Raw genomic sequence first — 21,735 nt, forward strand, 5'->3', positions numbered from 1 at the left:
GAGCATAAACATGACAATCGGTACATTACCTTTCGATCAAGAAACAATCCGTCAGCGCGCAAGCGAAGTAAACGAAGCTGCTTGGTTGACTGAGTTCCGCTTACAAGCTCTTGCACAAGCAACAGAACTTCCAATGCCAACGCCTGATAAAACGAAAATTGAAAAATGGGACTTTATCGGAAAAGGCGACGCTGCTAAGCAAGAGCCTGTAAGTTCTTTAACAGAGCTTCCAGAAGCAGTGAAAAACTTAATCGATGAAAATAACAGTGTATTAGTACAACGTACTGGTACAACTGCGTTCGTTTCTTTAGCAGACGAAGCAAAAGAAAAAGGTGTTATTTTTACAGACATCGTAACAGCTGCAACAGAGCATGCTGAACTATTACAAAAGTATTTAATGAAAGACGGCGTGAAGGTAGACGAGCATCGTTTAACTGCACTTCATGCTGCATTAATCAACGGCGGTGCATTCGTATATGTTCCGAAAAACGTTGTTCTTGAAACTCCACTTCAAGCTGTATTCTTAGTAGACGGCGAAGAAGCTAACGTATATAACCATGTATTATTCGTAGCTGATGCGAACAGTACTGCAACTTATGTAGAAAACTATGTTGCAAATGAAAATGCTAAAGGTATTGCAAATATCGTAGCAGAAGTAATCGTGGAACAAGGCGCACAAGTTAAATTTGGTGCGGTTGATCTATTAGCAAAAGACGTAACAACTTACGTTAACCGCCGCGGTGTTGTTGGACGCGACGGCCGCATTGATTGGGCTCTAGGCCTTATGAATGACGGAAATACAATTTCCGAGAACGTTACAAACTTAATGGGCGACGGTTCATATGCTGATACGAAAACAGTAACAATTGGCCGTGGTAACCAAACGCAAAACTTTACAACTAAAGTTGTTCACTTCGGTAAACACTCTGAAGGTTGGATTTTAAAACACGGTGTACAAAAAGATAGTGCAACATCTATCTTTAACGGAATTGGTAAGATTGAACACGGTGCATCTAAATCAAACGCACAACAATCTTCTCGCGTTCTTATGTTAGATGAGAAAGCTCGTGGGGATGCAAACCCAATTCTTTTAATCGACGAAGATGATGTAATGGCAGGTCACGCAGCTTCAGTAGGCCGCGTAGATCCGTACCAATTATACTACTTGATGAGCCGTGGTATTCCAAAACGCGAAGCAGAACGTTTAGTCATCCATGGATTCTTAGCACCTGTAGTAAATGAGCTTCCAATTGAAGGAGTAAAAGCACAGCTTGTTGAGGTAATTGAAAGGAAAGTTCGCTAATGAATATTCATGAAATACGCAAACAGTTTCCAATTCTTGATCAAAAAGTGAACGGCAAACAACTTGTATATTTCGATAGTGCAGCAACTTCTCAAAAACCAATTCAAGTCATTGAAACGTTAGAACGTTACTATAAAGAATATAATTCTAACGTGCATCGCGGTGTTCATACGCTCGGTACGAAAGCTACCGACGCGTATGAAGGTGCACGCGAGAAAGTTCGCAAGTTTATTAACGCGAAATCAATGGAAGAGATTATTTTCACGCGCGGAACGACAACTGCATTAAATACAGTAGCGGCTAGCTATGGTCTTGAAAATGTAAAAGAAGGCGATGAAATCGTTATTTCTTACATGGAACACCATAGTAACATCATTCCGTGGCAACAAGTTGCGAAGAAAACTGGTGCAACTTTAAAATACCTTCCGCTTCAACCAGACGGTACAATTTCTTTAGAAGATGTTCGTCAAACAGTTACACCGAATACAAAAATCGTTTCTATTATGCAAGTTTCAAACGTGCTTGGAACGATTAACCCTGTAAAAGAAATCGGAGCGATCGCACACGAAAATGGCGCAATTATGGTCGTTGACGGTGCACAAAGTACACCTCACATGAAAGTAGATGTACAAGATTTAAACTGTGATTTCTACGCATTATCTGCTCATAAGATGTGCGGACCTACAGGCATCGGCGTATTATATGGTAAAAAAGAATTGCTGAACAATATGGAGCCAATTGAATTTGGCGGTGAAATGATTGATTTCGTAGATTTACAAGAATCTACTTGGAAAGAGCTTCCGTGGAAGTTTGAAGCAGGTACACCGATTATCGGTAATGCAATCGGACTTGGTGCGGCAATTGATTTCCTAGAAGAAATCGGTCTTGATAATATTGAAAAGCATGAACATGAATTAGCGCAATACGCTTTAGAAAGACTATCAGAAGTAGATGGCGTTACAATTTATGGTCCAAAGCATCGCGCTGGTCTTGTTACATTTAATATTGAAGACGTACATCCTCACGATGTAGCGACTGTATTAGATGTAGAAGGCATTGCAGTTCGCGCAGGACATCACTGTGCACAACCGCTTATGAAGTGGCTAAAAGCTTCTTCAACAGCACGTGCGAGCTTCTATTTATATAATACAAAAGAAGAAATTGATACATTTGTTGAATCGCTAATCAAGACAAAGGAGTATTTCACAAATGTCATTTAATAATTTAGATACGTTATATCGTCAAGTTATTATGGATCATTATAAGAATCCTCGTAACAATGGCGTGTTAGAAGATAGTGTTACTGTTAACTTGAACAATCCAACTTGCGGCGATCGTATTCAACTTACGATGAAAGTAGAAGAAGGTATTGTGCAAGAGGCGAAGTTTGAAGGCGAAGGATGTTCAATCTCAATGTCTTCAGCTTCAATGATGACACAAGCAGTAAAAGGTAAGAAAATTGAAGAAGCACTTCAGCTTTCGAAAATTTTCTCTGACATGATGCTAGGAAAAGAGTACGATGACAGCATCGATTTAGGAGATATTGAAGCATTACAAGGCGTATGCAAGTTCCCTGCACGTATTAAATGTGCAACATTAGCGTGGAAAGCGTTAGAAAAGGGCTTAAACGAAGATAAGTAATGTTAAAGGTTCCTAAAAATGAGGTTATCTAAGGAGGGACACACCAACATGGCGAAGCAACTGCCAGATATCGGCGATTACAAATATGGTTTCAAAGACAAAGACGTTTCGATTTTCCGTGCTGGACGCGGTTTAACAAAAGAGATCGTTGAAGAGATTTCACGTATGAAAGAAGAACCACAGTGGATGTTAGACTTCCGTTTAAAATCACTGGATAAGTTCTATGAAATGCCAATGCCACAATGGGGCGGCGACTTAAATGACTTAGATTTCGATGAAATTACGTACTACGTAAAACCATCTGAGAAATCTGAGAAGTCTTGGGATGAAGTACCTGATGAAATTAAAGCAACATTTGATAAATTAGGTATTCCAGAAGCTGAGCAAAAATATTTAGCTGGTGTATCTGCACAGTACGAATCTGAAGTTGTATACCACAACATGAAAGAAGACCTAGAAGCTCTAGGAATCGTCTTCAAAGATACAGATAGCGCATTAAAAGAGAACGAAGATATTTTCCGTGAGCATTTCGGAAAAGTAATCCCACCAACAGACAACAAATTCTCTGCATTAAACTCTGCAGTTTGGTCTGGTGGATCATTCATCTACGTTCCAAAAGGTATTAAAGTTGATACACCACTTCAAGCGTATTTCCGTATTAACTCTGAAAATATGGGACAATTCGAGCGTACGCTTATCATCGTAGACGAAGGTGCACACGTACACTACGTAGAAGGTTGTACAGCACCTGTTTACACTACTAACTCACTTCACAGTGCGGTAGTAGAAATCATCATTAAAAAAGATGCGTATTGCCGTTATACAACAATCCAAAACTGGGCGAACAACGTATACAACCTAGTTACAAAACGTGCGGTTTGTGAAGAAAACGCGACGATGGAATGGATTGATGGTAACATCGGATCTAAATTAACGATGAAATACCCAGCAGTTATCTTAAAAGGCGAAGGCGCTCGTGGTTTAACATTATCAATCGCGATTGCTGGTAAAGGCCAACACCAAGATGCTGGTGCGAAAATGATTCACTTAGCACCAAACACGTCTTCAACAATCGTTTCTAAATCGATTGCGAAGCATGGTGGTAAAGTAACTTACCGTGGTATCGTACACTTCGGACCAAAAGCGAAAAACTCTCGCTCTAACATCGAGTGTGACACGTTAATCATGGATAACCAATCTACATCTGATACAATTCCTTACAACGAAATCAAAAACGATTACGTTTCACTTGAGCATGAAGCGAAAGTATCGAAAGTATCAGAAGAACAATTATTCTACCTAATGAGCCGCGGTATTTCTGAGCAAGAAGCTACAGAAATGATCGTAATGGGCTTCATCGAGCCATTCACTCGCGAACTTCCAATGGAATACGCAGTTGAAATGAACCGCCTGATCAAGTTTGAGATGGAAGGTTCTATTGGTTAAATAGAAATGCGGAGCCGACTGTTCAGACCCGTTGGCTAAGGTTCTTTCGCACAGAAGATGCTTTTTATCTTCTCGTGCGGAAGGTTCTTAGACATGAGGGTTTAGGAGGCAAAGCTGGACAATATTTAAAGTGGAAGCGGCTCGTTCAGAATGTGAGGGGGATGGAGCTTCTGACGTAGAGGCGCTTTTTGCCTCATAGGAAGAAGTGAAGCCACCGAACATTCTAGCCGCTAGAACTGGATAATATATGTATGAAGAAAGCGCCCTGCTGTGCAGGGCGCTTTTTTGTTTTGCGGATTTGTCTTGGCTTGGGAGAGGATACCCGGGTGGGTGTTCAGCTAAATATATCAACGATTTTTCAAATATATCGATCATAAACGGGAATATATCAACGATTATTTCAATATATCAACGTTTCGACAAGGAATATCGATTTGTCGACAAGATAAGACAAAAGAAAATTCTCACATACCCCAAACATTTTATAAGAACAGAGAACGACTAGGTTTAAGACAAAGAGACTGACAAATCCACTTGAACAATCAACCACTGAATTTTATATTAAACTTTTTGACAAATCCACCCCTCCCTCCACTATCTGGAATTCTTTCCTGCATTAGCAAAAGTTTCTCATATAAAAAAGGGCAATCTTTTGCTTTTTCTCACAATGCGAGTACAATGTAAAATAGCAAGAAAAGACGAAAAGTATTTACAGGATTATTGTATGCGCATAGCGTAAATGGCAGTAAGGAACTGAGAGGAGGTTTTTTCTCTGAATATAAATAAGGAAACAATCATCCACCTTTATCATACAAACGATATACATAGTCATTTTGAAAATTGGCCGCAAATTTCTCGGTTTGTACAGGGAGAGAAAAAGCGAAGACAGGAAGCGGGAGAGACCGTTTTGACGGTTGATATCGGCGATCATGTGGATCGTTTTCATAGTATTTCGGAAGCGACGAATGGACTTGGCAATACGAAGCTTTTAAATGAGGCGTTATATGATTATGTAACGATCGGAAATAATGAAGGAATTACGTTAGCGAAGGAGCATTTGAATCGTCTATATGATGAGGCTGGATTTGAAGTGCTTGTCGCGAATTTATTTGAAAAAGAAGGTGTACGTCCGGAGTGGGCAAAGCCTTATAAATTACATACAACGACAGATGGGATTACGATTGCCTTTATCGGGTTAACGGTAGCTTATCCAGAGTTCTATCATATGCTCGATTGGCATATTGAAGATCCGCTTATCCATTTAGAGTCTATTTTAGAAGAAGTGCGAGATGAGGCTCATATTACAGTTGTCCTTTCTCACCTTGGAAAAAGCATGGATGAGTATATGGCAGAGCATTATGATATAGATGTGATTTTAGGTGCGCATACGCATCATTTATTTGAGCGTGGTGTTCTTATGAATAATACGTTACTTTGTTGTTGTGAAAAGTGGGGGCGTTACGTTGGTCACGTACAGCTTACTGTGGATATAGAGACGAAGAAACTACTGAAAAAAGACGGTAGAGCAATTAAGACGGAACGGTTAGGGGCTTATAGCGAGCCGTTATCCACAATTGAAATACTGCAGGAAGAAAGTAAGCATATAATGGCAGAGCCTGTCGTTCATTTAAAAGAGTCATTACCGGTTGATTGGTTTCATGAGGCGCCGTTTTCTCATATGTTAGCAAGTGCGCTGAAAACATGGTGCAGTGCAGAAGTTGGAATGGTGAATGCTGGTGTACTTCTTGAAGGATTAGAAGAGGGTGTTGTAACGCGCGGAGATATTCACAGAATTTGTCCACATCCAATTAATCCGTGTGCTTTGAAAGTTCCAGGAAAGATATTAAGAGAAGTTATTTTGAAAGCACGTAAACCGAATATGGAAAACCTTGAGGTAAAAGGATTCGGATTTCGTGGAAAAGTGATGGGGAAAATGATTTACGCTGGTGTAGAAGTAATTCCAGATACGATTCCTGGGAATAAAATTTTATTAGAAGATGTATTGATTAACGGCGAATCGCTGGAGTTAGACCGTATATATACAGTAGGAACAATTGATATGTTTACGTTTGGATACTTATACCCAGAGCTATCCACACTTTCTAGCAAACAATATTATATGCCAGAACTACTTAGAGATGTGTTAACAGATATGTTAATAACTTATACATCTTCCGTTAAACTATAGGCTAGTTAACTTGTAACACTCATTTTTCTCTTGTCATACAGATAAGAAAGAGAGGAGTGTGAACTATGGTTAATGTGGAGCCAATTATAATTAATAATTATACGTTTATTGCGGTTAGCGTCAAACTTCCAAAGACGAATTTGCTAGCTGTAATGAGCGATAAAGGATATATTATGTGTGGTGCATTAGATGTAGGTCTTTTAAATGAGAAGTTAGGTGATCGAGGAATTATTGCTGGCCGTGCGGTTGGTGTAAGAACGATTGAACAACTTCTTGAAGCGCCACTAGAATCGGTAACGACTGGAGCTGAAGCATTAGGCATTCCAGCAGGAACGATTGGAAAAGAAGCATTATTAAAAATGAGATAAGCATATATCGTCCCTCCTTCTTGCATAGAAATGATATAAGAAGGAGGTTTTTTTATGAGTATATTTCGCTCGAAAAACTCGCGGTTTCGAAAGGGACCTATCGCCTTTCGGTATATACTGCTTATGTCGTTTATTCTTTTTGTTATATTACTTACGCAAGGGCTGTGGATTGTGAATAATAGTATTCAGCCGACCTTAATTAAATATGGAGAAGTAGAGACAAAGAAAATGGCGACGGCAATTATGACGAAGGCGGTAAAGGATCGAATTAATGAAGGATTCGATGTCGATTCGTTAATGAAAGTACAAAATGATAAAAACGGGAAAGTATCCACAATTAATTTAAATACGAAGCAAGTAAATGAAATCGTAACGTCAACGACTACGTACATAGAAAAATATTTGCAGCAAGTAGAACAAGGGAAGTTGAAGGAGCTAGGTATTTCTGAAAAAAACGGGGCGACTATGGCAGTTCCTTTTGGGCGTGTAACTGATAATGCGCTTCTTGGTAATATAGGACCAGATATTCCGATTCAGTTCACGCCAATTGGGCATGTGAATACAGATATTAAACAAAAAATTGAGCCGCACGGGATCAACACTACAGCGATTCAAATTGTTATGGAAATGGAAGTAACGTTGCAAGTAATCATTCCATTTCATACGAAAGAGATAACGGTGAAACAAAATGTTCCGATTGCGACGCGTATCGTTCAAGGGGAAGTGCCTACGTATTATGGAAGCGGAAGTGTTGCTGTACCTGATAAAAAGAAAACAGATAGTTAATTGCATATAAAGTGAAACTTGAATCAATCGGGCTTTTACTGGATAAAAAATAACCGTAGCAATGCGCTACGGTTATCGTTTTGTATTTGCTCGTTCTTTGCGTTCCCAAAGGCTTAAATGCATATATGGATCGAAGGCCCATTCTGTATAGCCATTGTCTTTATATATGCCAAAATGTAAGTGGGGTGGGAATTTTCCGGCTGTACCAGGGGGGCCATAGCCAGTGCTACCAACAAACCCGATTACTTTTCCGGGCTCAACAATTTGTCCAAGCTGTATTTCTTTTGAGAACCCGCCTAAATGAGCGTAATAATGGTAATTGTTATGAAGGTCGCGAATACCAATGCGCCATCCACCAAGGCGGTTCCAACCTTTCGTTTCAATAATGCCATAGCAAGTCGATCTTACTGGCACGCCATATCCGGCAAAAATATCGGTTCCTTCATGAACTCGTCTGCCCCCAAAACTTCTTCCAGCACCGAAAGTACTACGGTAGCTATGGTCACTACGAATCGGAAGAGGAAAAGCATTTCCTTCTAAATTAATACGTCCATAATGTTTATAAATTTGGGCGTATTCGCTAATTAAATCAACTGTTTTTGCACGTCTATAATATTCCCAAAGCACAATTTTAATACGGTCTTCTGACGTTCCTTGTTTCCTTAAAATAGTCGCTGCGGTATGCAGAAGATCACGGTCGCTATTTGCATTTGCAAATCCATCTTTGTCACCATCTAAACCTATTCCGCCAAATAGAGAAATTGTATGGGGGAGAGTGTCGTTACTATTAACAGGTCCAGCCCATATTTCTGGTTTGAAATAAAGGGAAATGATGGCATCTGGTTTTTTTGGAATATCTTTTCTTACGCTCCGTATATTTCTTTCATATTGATCCATTGCAGCTAAGTAATACCATGGAATGCCTGAAGACTGCTCGGTTTCTTTATATAGTACCATGCGCTTTTCGTATATGCTTTGCTGATTATCTTCACCGTAGGCGATGTTTTGGTGGAGAAGAAAACAAATAGAAAGCAAAAGAGAAATTTTTCGAAGCATGAAATAGACTCCTTTCACAACATCACTCTTTTTAGTGTGGGATATACGGAGTATTTCATTATAGGGAACGATTGGAAAAAATCTTAGAATCTTCATTTGAGCAAATCGCTTTCATACGTTAGAATAGATATGTTACATTGAAAGAAGCGAACACGGTAAACTATTTCATATTGTGCGGAGTTGATAACCATGACAAAACAAACAGAATATAAGCGCAAGCCCGAATGGTTGAAAATTAAGTTAAACACGAATGAAAACTATACAGGCTTAAAGAAAATGATGCGTTCTAAGAATCTTCATACCGTTTGTGAAGAGGCAAAATGTCCGAATATTCATGAATGCTGGGCTGTAAGAAAAACAGCAACATTTATGATTTTAGGTGCGGTTTGTACACGCGCTTGTCGTTTTTGTGCGGTTAAAACAGGCTTACCAACTGAGCTTGATTTACAAGAACCAGAACGCGTAGCAGATTCAGTAGTACAAATGGGCTTAAAGCACGTTGTTATAACAGCGGTTGCACGTGATGATTTAAAGGACGGCGGAGCAGCTGTTTTTGCTGAAACAGTACGAGCAGTACGTCGTAAAAACCCATTCACGTCTATCGAAGTATTACCATCTGATATGGCTGGGGTAGAAGAAAACTTAAAAATGTTAATGGATGCAAAACCAGATATTTTAAACCATAACATTGAAACAGTACGTCGATTATCTAACCGAGTTCGCGCTAGAGCAAAATATGACCGTTCATTAGAGTTTTTACGTCGAGCAAAAGAAATGCAGCCTGATATTCCAACTAAATCGAGCATTATGGTCGGCTTAGGTGAAACAAGAGAAGATTTAATTGAAGCAATGGATGACTTACGTGCAAACAATGTGGATATTTTAACTCTTGGACAATATCTACAACCATCTAAGAAGCATTTACCAGTTATTAAATATTATCCACCAGCAGAATTTGCAGAGCTTAAAGAAATTGCACTTAGCAAAGGATTTAGCCACTGTGAAGCTGGCCCACTTGTGCGTTCTTCTTACCATGCGGACGAGCAAGTACGTTCTGCAAAAGAAAAAACAGCAGAAGCTAAATAATGAAAAAAGAGAGCTAACGATTAGCTCTCTTTTTGTTTGTACTCTAAAACGGTATTTGGACATGTTAATAAAATCTTTTTTAATTCTTCTGTGGATAATTCAATTGTAAATTCAGGAACACCAGGTGTAATTAAAATTTTATCGTACGTATAAACGGAACTGTCCACAATAATTGTTACATCTTGTGAATAACCAAAAGGAGCTACACATCCTGGAGTACAGCCAGTTTCCATTCTTAGTTCATCAGGAGAACAGAGCGATAAGCGTTCTCCAGTTATTTCTTTCATCTCTCCTCGGTTAAGCCGAGTTCCTTCTAACGTAAAAAACACGTAAAAATTTCCAGATGTTGATTTTAAAAATAAGCTTTTACTTGGAGTACCTTGTAAGCCAAGTCTCTCACGTACAATCCGATCTGTCTCATAATCGAGTACCGGTTCGTGTTCGAACTTTTCATAAGAAACATTTGTTTTATGTAGTAGAGCAAGTACGTCTTCGTACATATGAAATAATACCCCTTTCTATTGTTAGAACAGTCTCTTCTCGTGGCGTCAACTGAATGTTTTTGAAAGGGATATTACTTGGACGATGCTTTCCATAAGCGTGTTATGATACATTGTTCGTCGATTGTAATTTCGTAAATATCAGGATTCGTTAAAGCTCTCCATTCATTAAAGCCAATCGTATGATCAAAATGCTTTAAAATGAGTGTAAGTAAATTGCCGTGTGTAACAAGTAGTGTTGTCGTATGGTTTAATTGTAAAACATCTTGAATAAGCGATATGGCACGGTCTGTTGCTTGTTTTGTTGACTCTCCGCCTGAAAAGGCAATATCTATGTTCGTAAAAGTGGATTCTAGTTTTTGCATCCAATCATCCATTGGAACGTTGCTCAATATGCGTTCAGTTAATCGTTCATCTTCTTGGATAGATAAGCTAGCTTGGAGCGCATAGGGCCGAATGGAATCGATAGCTCGGACAAATGGGCTTGAAATAATATGATCGATTTGTAGATGATTTTCTAAGAGGAATGTAGCAAGGTTATTTGCTTGATCTTTCCCATCGGTCGTTAATTCAGCATCACGTTTTTGCCCAGTTGCTGAACAATGTCGTATTACAATAATTTTCTTCATAATTCATCCCCATCTTTCAAGTTGACGCTATATACTTCGACAAATGTGGAAATAATTCCTTTTTATTGGAAACGGCATATGGATTTAAATATGTGGAAAAGTAATGTGGATAATAAAAAATTGAGGTGCAATGATGAAAAAAATGATATGTATCATATTCATTATTTGTTTTCTTACGCAATTGTCCACAACATATGCAGAATCCAACCAAAAACTAAATTATCCAAGCAATCGAAATAAGTCATTTGTGAGTGAGGATGTTTTTTATAAACAGTTAGATAAGAAAATCTATAAAGAATATAAAAATGCAGCATATAGTGTTCGGAAAAAAATCTTATTTAAAGAAGTGCCTGATGAAGAATTTTCTTTCCTAAAAAAAACAGCTGTCGGTTGTCGAAGTAGAGTGGTGCTTCAAGATTTTTTTGTTCACCCTGATCGCCAAGTTTATTTTTTCGCTTCTTTTACTCAAAATGAAGTAGAAGAGTTTCATAAGTACATCGTTATAGATGCAGAAACAAAGAGGGAGCTAAAGGAGGGTAAAAGTTATCATCATTGTGATAGTCCTTATAAAAAATAACCCACCAACCGGTGGGTTATTTTTTTACTCTGGTACACTCATTAATTTCTCTTTCATTTTGCGAATAAGAACGACAGCACCAATTGTACACAGAAGTGTAATTCCTTCGGCAACAAAGATATTGATTGTCTTTGTTTGGTAAAGTGCCGCAAAGAAGTCTACAAATGCGTGGAATAGTATAGCGTATACTAGGAAGATATATTTCTTCTGTTTTACTGCGTATAAAACAAGCATTGTAAAGGCGATTTGAAGCACGAGTGCCATAATTCTTTCTACGCTACCAAGGAAGTATAAGTAGGCAGGTTGCTGAATTAACATGTCTTGTAAAATGCTGAGTTCGGGTTTTTGTTCAATCAGTTGAGCGAAGCTACCATCGTTAATAGAATTAGCAAAGATTAATGCTTGTAATGCAGAAAAACCGCCAATTAAAATAGATTCAATTCCGCCGTGACCAATTCCATAAGCGAAGCCATCTTTATATTCTAGATATTTTTTTAGTAAGAAGAAGAAGGCAACGAAGCGTCCTAATTCTTCAAAAATACCAGCAGTCAATCCGCCATAAATTGCGAAGGCAAACGGATTTTCTAAAAATGGAGCGATTGTTGGATTACCGCGCATAAATAGGTGGAATGGTGTTTCAAGAATTTGGGTAAATCCGATAAAGATAAGAACACCAATGCCGACCACTTTCCAATTAATATTATATTTTTTACGGAAATAAACGAGTACGATAATTGGGACCAGAATCGAGACAATGAGTTGAAAGATGATGCTGGCAATTACAGTATTTGAAACCATACTTTCACCGCTTTCTAATATATGTACATATCTATTATGCATGAAATACGGGAGAGATGAAACTTTTAGAAAGAAAATGAATTTACTTATTGACTCTAACGTTGCGTCATACTTTATCGTATGTACTAAGGGGGAGATACACATGACAATGAAGGTAAAAGAAGTAGCTGATTTAGTTGGAATTAGTGTGCGCACACTGCATCATTACGATGAAATTGGGTTGTTAACCCCAGACGAGACGACAGAGTCTGGATATCGTCTGTATTCCAATGAAAATCTAGAGACATTGCAGCAAATTTTGTTTTTTAAAGAGCTTGGCTTCCCTTTGAAGAAAATTAAAGAAATTATCATGAGTCCATCATTTGATCGCGAAGAGGCACTACAGCTTCATAAGAAAATGCTTATTGAAAAGCGTGCCAGATTAGATAAGGTGATTGCGACGATTGATAAAACAATTCAGCATACAAAAGGAGAGATTGAAATGACGAACAAAGAGAAATTTGAAGGATTCGATTTCAGCCATAACCCATATGAAGAAGAAGCACGTGAAAAATGGGGAGACGCAGCTGTAGATAAAGCGAACGAATATGCAAAAGGTATGTCAAAAGAGAACCAAGAAGAGTTTAATACTATTTATAGAAATTTAGCGGTACTGAGACACGGTGCACCAGATTCTAAAGAGGCGCAGGGAGCAATCAAAGTATGGTACGATTACTTGCAAAACTTTAGTCACTATTCATTAGACGCTTTTAAGGGACTCGGTCAAATGTATGTCGCTGATGAGCGCTTCACGAAAAATATCGATAAGTTTGGCGAGGGGTTAGCGCAGTTTATGTGTGATGCGATGGAAGTTTATGCGGATCGTAATAAAAAGTAAAACAGGTGGAGATTTTCTCCACCTGTTTTACTTTTTAATCATATCATTCAAGGTCTGATCCCCCGTATTGTTCAAATGAGGATTTTTACTTATTTCACGTTTTAACATATCGAGGCTTTGCGTATATTCTGTATCATTTAATGCGCCAGATTGAAGGCCTTGAATTTGGGAAATCAACTTTTGGTCTGTTGATACATATGCTTTATAATAGCGAGGGACGATGGACAAGGCAGCTCTATATACTTGATCCGCTACAAGTTTCGGATCCGTTGTGTTTGCACGGTATACAACGAACACTTCATCATCAGTAACGAGTGTAGCAGCGTTTGTAACGTCAGGAAGTTTGACTGTCATGCTTGTAATCATTTCAGCGACTTTCTCGCGATTAATGGCCCCTACTTGTTTGTTAGATACTTCATGCTTTTGTTTAGAAGAATAACCGACTCTTGTGAGTCTTGTATTTGTATTTTCCGTATGATACATGTCGTTTTTATTGGAAACAAGAACACGGCTTCCTTCTTCACGTTCCATTTCAGCTTTGTTCGCTGATTGGCACCCTGCAAATAAGGAAATAGTGAGAAGGGAAAGTAAAATTTGTTTTTTCACGATGTATCACCTCCTTCTCCATAGCATGCACTAATTTTCAATTTTTTGTATTTGAAATTGTTGGTTGGTATGCTTTGTGATACGATAAAAAGAAGAATGCTTAGAGAGGAAGTTAATGATGGAGCAAAAGCAAGAGCAAGAGATTCATGCTACGGTGAGCATTAATAATGTTCAGTACGAAGTAATTAAAAACTTTCGTGACGGTTTTAGTGAAGAAGCATTTAAAGAGCGCTATGCAGAAATTTTAAATAAATATGATTATATCGTTGGAGACTGGGGATATGAGCAACTTAGACTGCGAGGATTCTTTGATGATAGTAACCAACGTGCGACATATGATACGAAAATTAGTACGTTAACGGAGTATTTATACGAGTACTGTAACTTCGGTTGTGCACACTTCGTATTACGAAAAGTGAAGAAATAAAAAAATCCTCTTACAATTGTAAGAGGATTTTTTACATATTCTCGCTTATAAACAAATCGAGATATGATCGCCTTCAGAAAGTATTGTATTTGGCTTCATTTGTTGTCCGTTCAATTGAATATCCCCATTTTTAATTTTATCCACAATGAGTGTACGGCTCCAATCAGAGATATATGTGGATAAGGCCTTATCCATTCGGTGAGAACCAAAAATGAGGTCTAATACAATCGTGATTTCGGCTATGCCGTTTTCTTTATGTTGCATAATGGAAATAGTAGTACTTGTTTCCGTTTGATCTTGCTGGGTCATATCGATCGTTTCAACGTGATCAGTAAATGATTTATAAATACGCAGTTTTTGATTCCACGTATGATCTTTCGGACATTTATAAATAGCAAAGCGGTATATGTTTTTTCCATTGGCGTTATGCCTACGAATATTCGTATCAGTAAATAGGGTAGTACGTCCGCAATTTTTACAATATTTTTCGATTGTGTGTTGCTGATTTTCATATAAACTCCAAGAAAGTTGTACTTTCTGCATTTTCCTTCACCTCTTATAGTAGTGGCAAAGAAACGTAATACAGCTATTTGGATGTCTTGTAGTATGAAGACATGAGAAAAAGACAAAAATAAAAGGAGGTTCCCCAAAGAGGAACCTCCGTAAACATCATACTACAGATGCAATACGTTCCTTTGTAATGGGAATGGGCAGACTACTCCCTTGAAAAAGCGTGGTGCTTTTTTGAGAGTAATGCTATCCAATTGCTGGTCCATTACAAAGTAAATGTTGGCATACGTAGATAACGTCCTTTCTATCCAAATAGATTTATTCTTAATTATAACATAAAAAATTGAAAATTCGAAACTCTTATAACAGAAAAACACCAGCTAAAATAGCTGGTGCATACGATAAATTATATAAGTTCAAATAAAAATGAGCGTAACTCTTCTGCAATTTCTTCAGTCATAGAAAATGCGTGCTCTAAGTAGCCTGGTTCGTTTAAATCGTCAGCACCGATAATTGCAAATTTATTACTTTGCATATCAAGTACAATTGTTTTACCGTAATGACGATCGGAATATAAAAGCGCTAAATCATGACGCTCATTTTCTCCCATAAAGCTAACGAAACGAGTTTTTGTAGCGACAGTGTCGTCGTACAGAAAGAAACGTTCTTCCATACACATGGCTCCTTTATTAAATATCTAAGTTTAAGTGTGGTTTATGATCTAAATGGTGATGCGTTTTAATGAATCGTACTGTTCTTGTTTTGTAACGCATTACGATAGAGTATGTTTCAGCTAAATCTCCGCCTAGGAATTTCACGCCGTCTAATAACTCACCAGCAGATACACCTGTTGCTGAGAAGATTGCATCATCACCAGATACTAAATCGTCTAACATAAGAAGTTGACGAGGATCTTCTAATCCCATTTCACGACAACGAGCTTCTTCTTCTTCGTTCATTGGAACTAAGCGAGCTTGCATTTCACCTTCAAGGCACTTTAATGCTGCTGCAGAAATAACACCTTCTGGAGCTCCGCCAATACCTACGAATAAGTCGATACCCGTTCCAGGTAGTGCTGTTGCGATTGACGCACCAACATCACCGTCACCAAATAATTTTACGCGTGCACCTTTTGCACGAACACGGTCAATAATATCTTGATGACGCTCACGTTCTTGAACGATAACTGTTAGATCACGAATCTTTTTATTGTTAGCTTCTGCTACAATTTCAATTGTTTTTTCAATTGGATCATCTAAGCTAATTTTACCAGCTGCTTTTGGACCAACCGCGATTTTTTCCATGTACATATCAGGAGCATGAAGAAGGTTCCCTTTGTCTGCGATTGCAATAACTGCCATTGCATTTGCAAGACCTTTTGCAACGATGTTTGTACCTTCTAATGGGTCAACGGCGATGTCTACTTCTGGACCGTTACCTGTTCCTAGTTCTTCACCAATATACAACATCGGTGCTTCATCAAGTTCTCCTTCACCGATTACAACTGTACCTGCCATGTTTACTGAATCAAACATATCACGCATTGCTGTAGTTGCTGCATCATCTGCTTCGTTCTTCTTTCCGCGGCCCATCCACTGTGCGGATGCTAATGCTGCTGCTTCTGTTACACGGACAATTTCTAGTGCGAGTTCACGTTCCAAGATTTCATTCCTCCAATTTCAAAAATCATACAAATATAACTATAACAAATAACGGAGAAAAGGTGAATTCGAAAAATTGTCGATTTTTTCAGAAGAAAGCGTTACAATTAAAATGTAAATGCTTTAATTTCCAGGTAGGTGACATTCATGTATTTTGTAGACAGAAAGAAAATAGAACAAATGCTAGTATGTTTAGAACGAGCAACAAGTACATTTCAAGAGAAAAAGATATATGAAACCGAGTTTGAATTTTACGCATTAGAGCGCATAGCCCATCTTATTATTGATACTGTATTAGATGTAGGAAATGCGATGATTGATGGATTTATTATGCGCGATCCAGGAAGCTATGAAGATATTATTGATATTTTAATGGATGAGCGAGTGATAAGTGAAGAAGATGGACAAGGGATGAAAGAAATTATCCTTCTTCGAAAAATGCTTACGCAAGATTATATTCAAATGAATCATGATGAATTATATAAGACGATTCAAAAACATATTGCAGTGGTAGAAAAATACCCAGCAAATATTCGCAGTTATTTAGAAAAGGAATTAGGACCTGTATCTGCATTTGTACCAGAATAATTATGCTTATAAGATCCCCAGAGAATGCCTTTTGGGGATCTTATATTGTATGTGAGAAAGAAAAGGGAGAAGGGTGAAGTATGGGGGAAGCACGTACTACGAAAGACGAGATTGTACAATTGTTGAAAGTAAAGGGAGAGCACACAGTAGCGGAACTAGCTGACGTTTTAGAGATTACAGAAATGGCAATCAGAAGACATTTAAGTAATCTTGAGAAAGATGGACTCATTTATTCTAAGATGGTAAGGCAACATGTCGGAAGACCAACTTATTTGTATGGATTAAGTGAAAAGGGAGAAGATACATTCCCGAAAGAGTATAAGCAATTTGCGATTGATATGCTAGAAGATTTAGCTCGGATGGGCGATGAAAAAATACTTCAATATGTTTTAAAAGAAAGAACGAAGCGTATGGAAGAACAGTTGCAAAAGCGAGTGAGTAATCAAAAGAATTTAGCATATAAAGTGCAAGAGATAGCAGCTATGCAAGAGAAAAATGGTTATATGGTTCAAATAAAGAGAGATGGAGAGAAATCTTTCGTAATTGAAAAACAAAACTGTCCGTTAAAAGAAATTGCAGAGAGATTTCCGCAAGTATGTAAAGATGAAAAAGAGATGTATAAGCGTTTATTTACGAACGCAGATGTGAAAACGCTAGCAAACATGTGCGAGGGCGATTGTAGTTGTTCTTACCAAATAAAAGAGAAAAAATGAACGTTATGGGGCGCTTTAAGGTAAAGCGTTTTTTTCTTTGTAAAAAGCGGGTAATATAAGAGTGGTATGATAAGGTGAGAACGTTAGCATAAAAGGAGAGACATAATCGATGTATAAAGGTTACTTAATTGACTTAGACGGTACGATGTATCGCGGGGAAGAACAAATTGAAGAAGCAAGCGACTTCGTCAAAGCATTAGGAGAGCGCGGCATTCCATATTTATTCGTTACGAATAACTCAACTCGCAAACCAGAACAAGTGGCAGAAAAGCTTGTTCGTTTCGATATTCCAGCGAAAGCGGAGCAAGTATTCACAACGAGTATGGCGACTGCGAACTTCATTTATGAACGTAAACAAGATGCAACTGTATATATGATTGGTGAAGAAGGCTTACACGATGCACTTGTGGAAAAAGGATTTGAACTTGTGGATGAAAATCCTGATTTCGTTGTTGTTGGTTTAGATCGTGACATCACATATGAAAAATTAGCAAAAGCGTGTCTTGCTGTGCGTAACGGCGCGACGTTTATTTCTACAAATGGAGACATTGCCATTCCGACTGAGCGCGGATTGTTACCAGGTAACGGCTCATTAACATCAGTTGTAGCAGTATCAACAGGTGTGGATCCAATCTTTATCGGAAAACCAGAATCAATCATTATGGAACAAGCTTTAAAAGTTCTTGGCATAGAAAAAAATGAAGCATTAATGGTTGGGGATAACTATGATACAGACATTTTAGCAGGAATAAATGCTGGTATGCATACCCTTCTTGTCCACACTGGAGTCACAACTGTGGAGAAGTTAACAGAATATGAAGTACAACCAACGCAAGTTGTGCATAACTTGACGGAGTGGATTGAGAAGATGTAATGAAAAACAGGTAACCGAAGAGGTTACCTGTTTTTTTTATTAAAACGCACGATTCACAACATCTTTAACTTCTTCAAGATATTGTTTACGCACACCATCATCCACAGAAGGAACACTAGTATAGAATGTGTGCTCAATTGTTTCAATGCCTGTAAATTCAAAAATACCAACATCCACTGTTTTCTTCATTGCGTCAAACATCCCGCCTGCTGTGTATGCTTCTTTCGTATTGCCCATTGTAGATAATAACAATCCTTTTTTACCGCTTAATAACTTTTCAATGCCGTTTTCACCGTAAGCATAAGCGAATCCATGGCTAAATACACGGTCAACGTATCCTTTTAAAATAGCAGGAAGTCCCGCCCACCAAACTGGATAAATGAATGTAATGCTATCAGCCCAAGAGATATGCTCTTGCTCTTCTTTAATATCTTCTGGTGTGTTTCCTTGAGAAAATGAGATGAAATCGGAAGCGCTTAATACTGGATTGAAGTTTAATTCGTATAGATCGCGAACGCGTACTTCATGACCTTTTTCTTCTAATTCACTTTTTACCGTTTCTAAAATTGCATGGTTGAAGCTTTCTGTATTTGGGTGTGCATAAACGATTACATGTTTCATTGTTCTTCCTCCTATTTTGTGGATATGTGAATAGTTATTTGTATATATGTAACCATTATGGTTACTCCTTTTATGGAAGTCAAGTAATACATATGTATAAAAAGACGCTCAAAAATCGCCTTTTTATACCCCGCTCATACAAAGTACAAAGAAGACAAATAAAATAATGACAAGACCAATGCCGAAGTTAAATACGAGAGTGCTATCCATATATGTAGCCTCCTTGTTTGAAAGTAAAAAGCACTCTAGTTAAGAGTGCTTTTTTATTTTGAATCTACTTTATAACTTTTAGAAAGTGATTCATGCTTGTAATGATTTACATTATTTTATGTATTTATACTTTGAAATGAGTAAGTCCTTGTGGGATATAGAAAAAAAGACACTCTTTCGAGTGTCTTTTAAGATGACAAAATGTGCCAATTGCTTGAGGTTGATAAGACGCTAATTTCCGTGTTAGCGCCTTTTCTTTAATCAAGAAGTGTAGCAACAGCGATTCAAATAAATTGTACCATTTGTTTAATTGTGGTGCGTATGCAATTGTGCATATTTTAATCATGAGGTAGGTAATGAACTGTGAATAATTTGAAGTGATTTATTTACGATTTCTTCTGCGGCATATATGCCGATTGCGTCTGTTTTTAAAATATAGGATTGTAAGTTATCATGCATTGCTCCTAACTCACCATGAAGTGGTGCGAAGGCATGGTTCGCCTTTTCAAGCATGCATAAATCAAGTAAAGAATCCCCAGCTGTAATAATCGTATCTATTTGCAAAATTTCTTTTATATATTGCACGGCATCCCATTTGTTAATTGGTTTTGGTACAAAGTATAGCTTCCTACCTTGAAGTGAATGATTCCAGCCTTGTTTGTCTAACCAGGAAGTGAAGGATGATAATTCATCATAAGGAATGTTCTCCCGTTTAATGATGCAATAATGGAATAGATCATCGGCTGTTTTTTGTGATATAACCCAATCTTTATGAGCAATTTGTCCAAATTCCTTTAGTATGTCGTTTCTCTCTATACATTCAACCGATAGTCTTTCTTTTACTGTCCTGTTCCAAGTACCATCTTGTTTACCGTTATGAAGGATATTACCGCCGTTACTTGTAATGGCGTATTCGGGAATGATTTCGTTTTGGAATAAAGTAATACGCTGAAACTGCTCAATAGTTCTTGTTGTAACTGGGATGAAATGTGAGTGCAGTTGTAATTTTTTTAGTAGTGAAATGGTTTTATGTGATATGAAAGAAATTTCTTTCCCATCTAAAGTTTCAATGAGTTGAATTGATTCATCTTCTATAGGGGCACGAAACGATTTCCGGGAATAAATAAGCGTTTGATCAAGATCACTGGCGAAAATCATAACGTTTCCCTCCTAAGAGGCTTAATGAGCCCGCAACATGAATAAGTCATATTCTCATAGATTTCAATAGGGACATTCTTTTCTTTAGCGAGAAGTAAAATATGCTTTAAATCGGGATTGTTTTGCTTACATATTAAAATTTTCCACGGTATTCTCCGGAGTAATACGCGAGTTGTTTCACCGACTCCTGGTTTGATTAAGTTAATATCGTCAATTTCAAAGTGACTTTGGATAGACTGTATATCTTTTAATCCTTGCCAAGAGGGATCAGTGTAAGTTGAAGTAATATAACGTAATTGATTATCTATATGAGAATGAACAGAAGGGAATAAATCTGTCACCTCATCAATGAAGAAATTTGATAAGTCTTCTTGTTCTAGCTCTTTATAATATTTAACACCATGAAAATCATATGGACCAATGTAGGTATCATTTAGTACAGTGCGGCTAATGAGTCCAGAGACGGTTGCATTTAAGCAAGCGCTAGGAATAAGAAAATCTTCACGTGTACCGTAAATTGAAGTACAGTAACCGGGATCAGCAAGCACAGCCATACAATGAGAAATGTGTGTATTATTTCGTTCGTTAAATGTGTGTACTGCATATTCTAATTCTTTTTTTATTGCACCTTTCCCAGTCCATCCATCAATGAATTGAATTGTTTCTTTAGGGTGATGTTCCAAAATATAATGGAGTGCATTTTCATCAATACCGCGTCCGCGAACAATAGAAATACAATAGTGAGGTACATCAAGGTTGTATTGATAGCGTATGTAGCGTTTTATAAGAATGCCAATAGGTGTACCAGCACGAGCTAATGAAACGAGGACAAGGTTAGTTCCTTTAGTCTGTATAATTTGTTCGGCGACAACTCCAACAGCGATGGCTAGTTTGTGTTTGTATTGTTGCAGAGAAGAAAAGAATAAATCCATATACGCTTTAGATGGTTTATATTCCATTGGTAACATTTCAGAATAATGTGTGCCAGCTTGAATTGCTTGTTCTCTAGTTTCTGTGGAACTTTCTTTCATTAAATCACTAATATCTTTTAATAGAAAAATAGCATCATTTGGATCATAACTACTAATGTGAGAATTTACTTTTACCATAAT

At 37.7% G+C, this 21,735-nt stretch carries 25 protein-coding genes; 14 read left to right on the plus strand and 11 right to left on the minus strand.

Annotated elements, in window-relative coordinates; translation table 11 throughout:
• Positions 1-10 precede the first annotated feature (10 nt).
• From sufD to yunB, 7 genes are all read left to right on the plus strand, one after another.
• Complete coding sequence (gene sufD / locus ASE54_RS16975; protein ID WP_000152177.1) at positions 11-1,303, plus strand: Fe-S cluster assembly protein SufD; 1,293 nt, start codon at positions 11-13, stop codon at positions 1,301-1,303.
• Positions 1,303-2,523 (plus strand): cysteine desulfurase SufS, encoded by a 1,221-nt coding sequence (sufS, locus tag ASE54_RS16980; RefSeq protein ID WP_001020767.1) that lies wholly within the window; start codon positions 1,303-1,305, stop codon positions 2,521-2,523. Before sufD ends, sufS begins: the two co-directional genes overlap by 1 nt.
• Positions 2,513-2,944 carry a Fe-S cluster assembly sulfur transfer protein SufU gene (sufU, locus tag ASE54_RS16985; protein ID WP_000009525.1) on the plus strand — a complete coding sequence of 144 codons (432 nt, stop codon included), beginning with the start codon at positions 2,513-2,515 and terminating at the stop codon, positions 2,942-2,944. The genes sufS and sufU overlap by 11 nt, the downstream gene beginning before the upstream one ends.
• Positions 2,945-2,992: 48 nt before the next feature.
• Complete coding sequence (gene sufB, locus ASE54_RS16990; RefSeq protein WP_001118824.1) at positions 2,993-4,390, plus strand: Fe-S cluster assembly protein SufB; 1,398 nt, start codon at positions 2,993-2,995, stop codon at positions 4,388-4,390.
• Between the two features lie 796 nt (positions 4,391-5,186).
• Positions 5,187-6,578, plus strand: coding sequence for a bifunctional UDP-sugar hydrolase/5'-nucleotidase (locus ASE54_RS16995; RefSeq protein ID WP_079246078.1), 1,392 nt, complete (start codon positions 5,187-5,189; stop codon positions 6,576-6,578).
• Positions 6,579-6,643: 65 nt separating this feature from the next.
• Positions 6,644-6,946 carry a DUF1805 domain-containing protein gene (locus tag ASE54_RS17000; protein ID WP_000248473.1) on the plus strand — a complete coding sequence of 101 codons (303 nt, stop codon included), beginning with the start codon at positions 6,644-6,646 and terminating at the stop codon, positions 6,944-6,946.
• Between the two features lie 54 nt (positions 6,947-7,000).
• The gene (yunB, locus tag ASE54_RS17005; RefSeq protein WP_000021796.1) at positions 7,001-7,732 is read left to right on the plus strand and encodes a sporulation protein YunB; all 732 of its coding nucleotides are present in this window, start codon (positions 7,001-7,003) and stop codon (positions 7,730-7,732) included.
• A 72-nt stretch (positions 7,733-7,804) separates the two neighbouring features.
• Here the strand turns inward: yunB and ASE54_RS17010 are convergent, their stop codons facing one another.
• Positions 7,805-8,788 (minus strand): M23 family metallopeptidase, encoded by a 984-nt coding sequence (locus ASE54_RS17010; RefSeq protein ID WP_000944694.1) that lies wholly within the window; start codon positions 8,786-8,788, stop codon positions 7,805-7,807.
• Positions 8,789-8,977: 189 nt separating this feature from the next.
• Here ASE54_RS17010 and lipA point away from each other — a divergent pair, with 189 nt between their 5' ends.
• A complete protein-coding gene (gene lipA / locus ASE54_RS17015; protein ID WP_000166367.1) occupies positions 8,978-9,874 on the plus strand; it encodes a lipoyl synthase in 897 nt (298 codons plus the stop codon).
• 20 nt (positions 9,875-9,894) lie between these two features.
• Here the strand turns inward: lipA and ASE54_RS17020 are convergent, their stop codons facing one another.
• Both ASE54_RS17020 and ASE54_RS17025 read right to left on the minus strand, forming a co-directional pair.
• Positions 9,895-10,374, minus strand: a complete 480-nt coding sequence (locus tag ASE54_RS17020; protein ID WP_000272753.1) for a YbaK/EbsC family protein — start codon at positions 10,372-10,374, stop codon at positions 9,895-9,897.
• Between the two features lie 74 nt (positions 10,375-10,448).
• On the minus strand, positions 10,449-11,003 hold the full coding sequence (locus ASE54_RS17025) for a histidine phosphatase family protein (protein ID WP_000721045.1): 555 nt from the start codon (positions 11,001-11,003) through the stop codon (positions 10,449-10,451).
• A 142-nt stretch (positions 11,004-11,145) separates the two neighbouring features.
• Here ASE54_RS17025 and ASE54_RS17030 point away from each other — a divergent pair, with 142 nt between their 5' ends.
• Entirely contained in the window at positions 11,146-11,580 is a 435-nt protein-coding gene (locus ASE54_RS17030) for a hypothetical protein (RefSeq protein ID WP_057096754.1), read from the plus strand.
• 24 nt (positions 11,581-11,604) lie between these two features.
• Here the strand turns inward: ASE54_RS17030 and ASE54_RS17035 are convergent, their stop codons facing one another.
• Positions 11,605-12,420, minus strand: a complete 816-nt coding sequence (locus ASE54_RS17035; protein ID WP_002083707.1) for a YhfC family intramembrane metalloprotease — start codon at positions 12,418-12,420, stop codon at positions 11,605-11,607.
• Between the two features lie 100 nt (positions 12,421-12,520).
• Here ASE54_RS17035 and ASE54_RS17040 point away from each other — a divergent pair, with 100 nt between their 5' ends.
• Positions 12,521-13,255, plus strand: a complete 735-nt coding sequence (locus ASE54_RS17040) for a MerR family transcriptional regulator (protein ID WP_000178111.1) — start codon at positions 12,521-12,523, stop codon at positions 13,253-13,255.
• Positions 13,256-13,282: 27 nt separating this feature from the next.
• Here ASE54_RS17040 and ASE54_RS17045 read toward each other — a convergent pair whose 3' ends face one another.
• A complete protein-coding gene (locus ASE54_RS17045) occupies positions 13,283-13,861 on the minus strand; it encodes a YhcN/YlaJ family sporulation lipoprotein (protein ID WP_000744126.1) in 579 nt (192 codons plus the stop codon).
• A 118-nt stretch (positions 13,862-13,979) separates the two neighbouring features.
• On the opposite strand from ASE54_RS17045, the gene ASE54_RS17050 reads away from it, so the two are divergent.
• The gene (locus tag ASE54_RS17050) at positions 13,980-14,288 is read left to right on the plus strand and encodes a YutD family protein (RefSeq protein WP_000435946.1); all 309 of its coding nucleotides are present in this window, start codon (positions 13,980-13,982) and stop codon (positions 14,286-14,288) included.
• Positions 14,289-14,333: 45 nt separating this feature from the next.
• Here the strand turns inward: ASE54_RS17050 and ASE54_RS17055 are convergent, their stop codons facing one another.
• The 3 genes from ASE54_RS17055 to glpX all read right to left on the minus strand — a co-directional run bounded on the left by ASE54_RS17055 (position 14,334) and on the right by glpX (position 16,459).
• Complete coding sequence (locus tag ASE54_RS17055) at positions 14,334-14,831, minus strand: hypothetical protein (protein ID WP_001174585.1); 498 nt, start codon at positions 14,829-14,831, stop codon at positions 14,334-14,336.
• 373 nt (positions 14,832-15,204) lie between these two features.
• Complete coding sequence (locus ASE54_RS17060) at positions 15,205-15,471, minus strand: DUF3055 domain-containing protein (protein ID WP_000392611.1); 267 nt, start codon at positions 15,469-15,471, stop codon at positions 15,205-15,207.
• Positions 15,472-15,487: 16 nt separating this feature from the next.
• Complete coding sequence (gene glpX, locus ASE54_RS17065; RefSeq protein ID WP_000439090.1) at positions 15,488-16,459, minus strand: class II fructose-bisphosphatase; 972 nt, start codon at positions 16,457-16,459, stop codon at positions 15,488-15,490.
• A gap of 147 nt (positions 16,460-16,606) precedes the next feature.
• Here glpX and ASE54_RS17070 point away from each other — a divergent pair, with 147 nt between their 5' ends.
• The 3 genes from ASE54_RS17070 (at position 16,607) to ASE54_RS17080 (ending at position 18,634) form a co-directional block, all read left to right on the plus strand.
• On the plus strand, positions 16,607-17,047 hold the full coding sequence (locus ASE54_RS17070) for a DUF86 domain-containing protein (protein ID WP_000274010.1): 441 nt from the start codon (positions 16,607-16,609) through the stop codon (positions 17,045-17,047).
• A gap of 80 nt (positions 17,048-17,127) precedes the next feature.
• Positions 17,128-17,760, plus strand: a complete 633-nt coding sequence (locus ASE54_RS17075) for a metalloregulator ArsR/SmtB family transcription factor (protein WP_000503340.1) — start codon at positions 17,128-17,130, stop codon at positions 17,758-17,760.
• A 109-nt stretch (positions 17,761-17,869) separates the two neighbouring features.
• A complete protein-coding gene (locus tag ASE54_RS17080) occupies positions 17,870-18,634 on the plus strand; it encodes a TIGR01457 family HAD-type hydrolase (RefSeq protein WP_000276467.1) in 765 nt (254 codons plus the stop codon).
• Positions 18,635-18,673: 39 nt separating this feature from the next.
• Here the strand turns inward: ASE54_RS17080 and ASE54_RS17085 are convergent, their stop codons facing one another.
• From ASE54_RS17085 to ASE54_RS17095, 3 genes are all read right to left on the minus strand, one after another.
• The gene (locus ASE54_RS17085) at positions 18,674-19,255 is read right to left on the minus strand and encodes an NAD(P)H-dependent oxidoreductase (protein WP_000683435.1); all 582 of its coding nucleotides are present in this window, start codon (positions 19,253-19,255) and stop codon (positions 18,674-18,676) included.
• Between the two features lie 552 nt (positions 19,256-19,807).
• Positions 19,808-20,623, minus strand: coding sequence for an HAD hydrolase family protein (locus ASE54_RS17090; protein WP_000575387.1), 816 nt, complete (start codon positions 20,621-20,623; stop codon positions 19,808-19,810).
• Positions 20,620-21,732, minus strand: coding sequence for a cysteine protease StiP family protein (locus ASE54_RS17095; RefSeq protein ID WP_000241495.1), 1,113 nt, complete (start codon positions 21,730-21,732; stop codon positions 20,620-20,622). Before ASE54_RS17095 ends, ASE54_RS17090 begins: the two co-directional genes overlap by 4 nt.
• Positions 21,733-21,735 lie beyond the last annotated feature (3 nt).

Origin of the sequence: Bacillus sp. Root131, assembly GCF_001429475.1 — a bacterium.
In the GTDB taxonomy this organism is placed as follows: Bacteria; Bacillota; Bacilli; order Bacillales; family Bacillaceae_G; genus Bacillus_A; species Bacillus_A thuringiensis_S.

Excerpts from the sequence above, each read along its gene's own strand:
- ASE54_RS17025 (WP_000721045.1), bottom strand. The coding sequence starts at position 11,003 with ATGAAGAAAATTATTGTAATACGACATTGTTCAGCAACTGGGCAAAAA.
- ASE54_RS17080 (WP_000276467.1), top strand. The coding sequence starts at position 17,870 with ATGTATAAAGGTTACTTAATTGACTTAGACGGTACGATGTATCGCGGG.
- ASE54_RS17085 (WP_000683435.1), bottom strand. The coding sequence starts at position 19,255 with ATGAAACATGTAATCGTTTATGCACACCCAAATACAGAAAGCTTCAAC.
- ASE54_RS17040 (WP_000178111.1), top strand. The coding sequence starts at position 12,521 with ATGACAATGAAGGTAAAAGAAGTAGCTGATTTAGTTGGAATTAGTGTG.
- ASE54_RS17050 (WP_000435946.1), top strand. The coding sequence starts at position 13,980 with ATGGAGCAAAAGCAAGAGCAAGAGATTCATGCTACGGTGAGCATTAAT.
- sufD (WP_000152177.1), top strand. The coding sequence starts at position 11 with ATGACAATCGGTACATTACCTTTCGATCAAGAAACAATCCGTCAGCGC.
- sufB (WP_001118824.1), top strand. The coding sequence starts at position 2,993 with ATGGCGAAGCAACTGCCAGATATCGGCGATTACAAATATGGTTTCAAA.
- ASE54_RS17060 (WP_000392611.1), bottom strand. The coding sequence starts at position 15,471 with ATGGAAGAACGTTTCTTTCTGTACGACGACACTGTCGCTACAAAAACT.
- lipA (WP_000166367.1), top strand. The coding sequence starts at position 8,978 with ATGACAAAACAAACAGAATATAAGCGCAAGCCCGAATGGTTGAAAATT.
- sufU (WP_000009525.1), top strand. The coding sequence starts at position 2,513 with ATGTCATTTAATAATTTAGATACGTTATATCGTCAAGTTATTATGGAT.
- ASE54_RS17035 (WP_002083707.1), bottom strand. The coding sequence starts at position 12,420 with ATGCATAATAGATATGTACATATATTAGAAAGCGGTGAAAGTATGGTT.
- sufS (WP_001020767.1), top strand. The coding sequence starts at position 1,303 with ATGAATATTCATGAAATACGCAAACAGTTTCCAATTCTTGATCAAAAA.
- yunB (WP_000021796.1), top strand. The coding sequence starts at position 7,001 with ATGAGTATATTTCGCTCGAAAAACTCGCGGTTTCGAAAGGGACCTATC.
- ASE54_RS17010 (WP_000944694.1), bottom strand. The coding sequence starts at position 8,788 with ATGCTTCGAAAAATTTCTCTTTTGCTTTCTATTTGTTTTCTTCTCCAC.
- ASE54_RS17055 (WP_001174585.1), bottom strand. The coding sequence starts at position 14,831 with ATGCAGAAAGTACAACTTTCTTGGAGTTTATATGAAAATCAGCAACAC.
- ASE54_RS17020 (WP_000272753.1), bottom strand. The coding sequence starts at position 10,374 with ATGTACGAAGACGTACTTGCTCTACTACATAAAACAAATGTTTCTTAT.
- ASE54_RS17070 (WP_000274010.1), top strand. The coding sequence starts at position 16,607 with ATGTATTTTGTAGACAGAAAGAAAATAGAACAAATGCTAGTATGTTTA.
- ASE54_RS17000 (WP_000248473.1), top strand. The coding sequence starts at position 6,644 with ATGGTTAATGTGGAGCCAATTATAATTAATAATTATACGTTTATTGCG.
- ASE54_RS17075 (WP_000503340.1), top strand. The coding sequence starts at position 17,128 with ATGGGGGAAGCACGTACTACGAAAGACGAGATTGTACAATTGTTGAAA.
- ASE54_RS17030 (WP_057096754.1), top strand. The coding sequence starts at position 11,146 with ATGATATGTATCATATTCATTATTTGTTTTCTTACGCAATTGTCCACA.
- ASE54_RS17095 (WP_000241495.1), bottom strand. The coding sequence starts at position 21,732 with ATGGTAAAAGTAAATTCTCACATTAGTAGTTATGATCCAAATGATGCT.
- ASE54_RS17090 (WP_000575387.1), bottom strand. The coding sequence starts at position 20,623 with ATGATTTTCGCCAGTGATCTTGATCAAACGCTTATTTATTCCCGGAAA.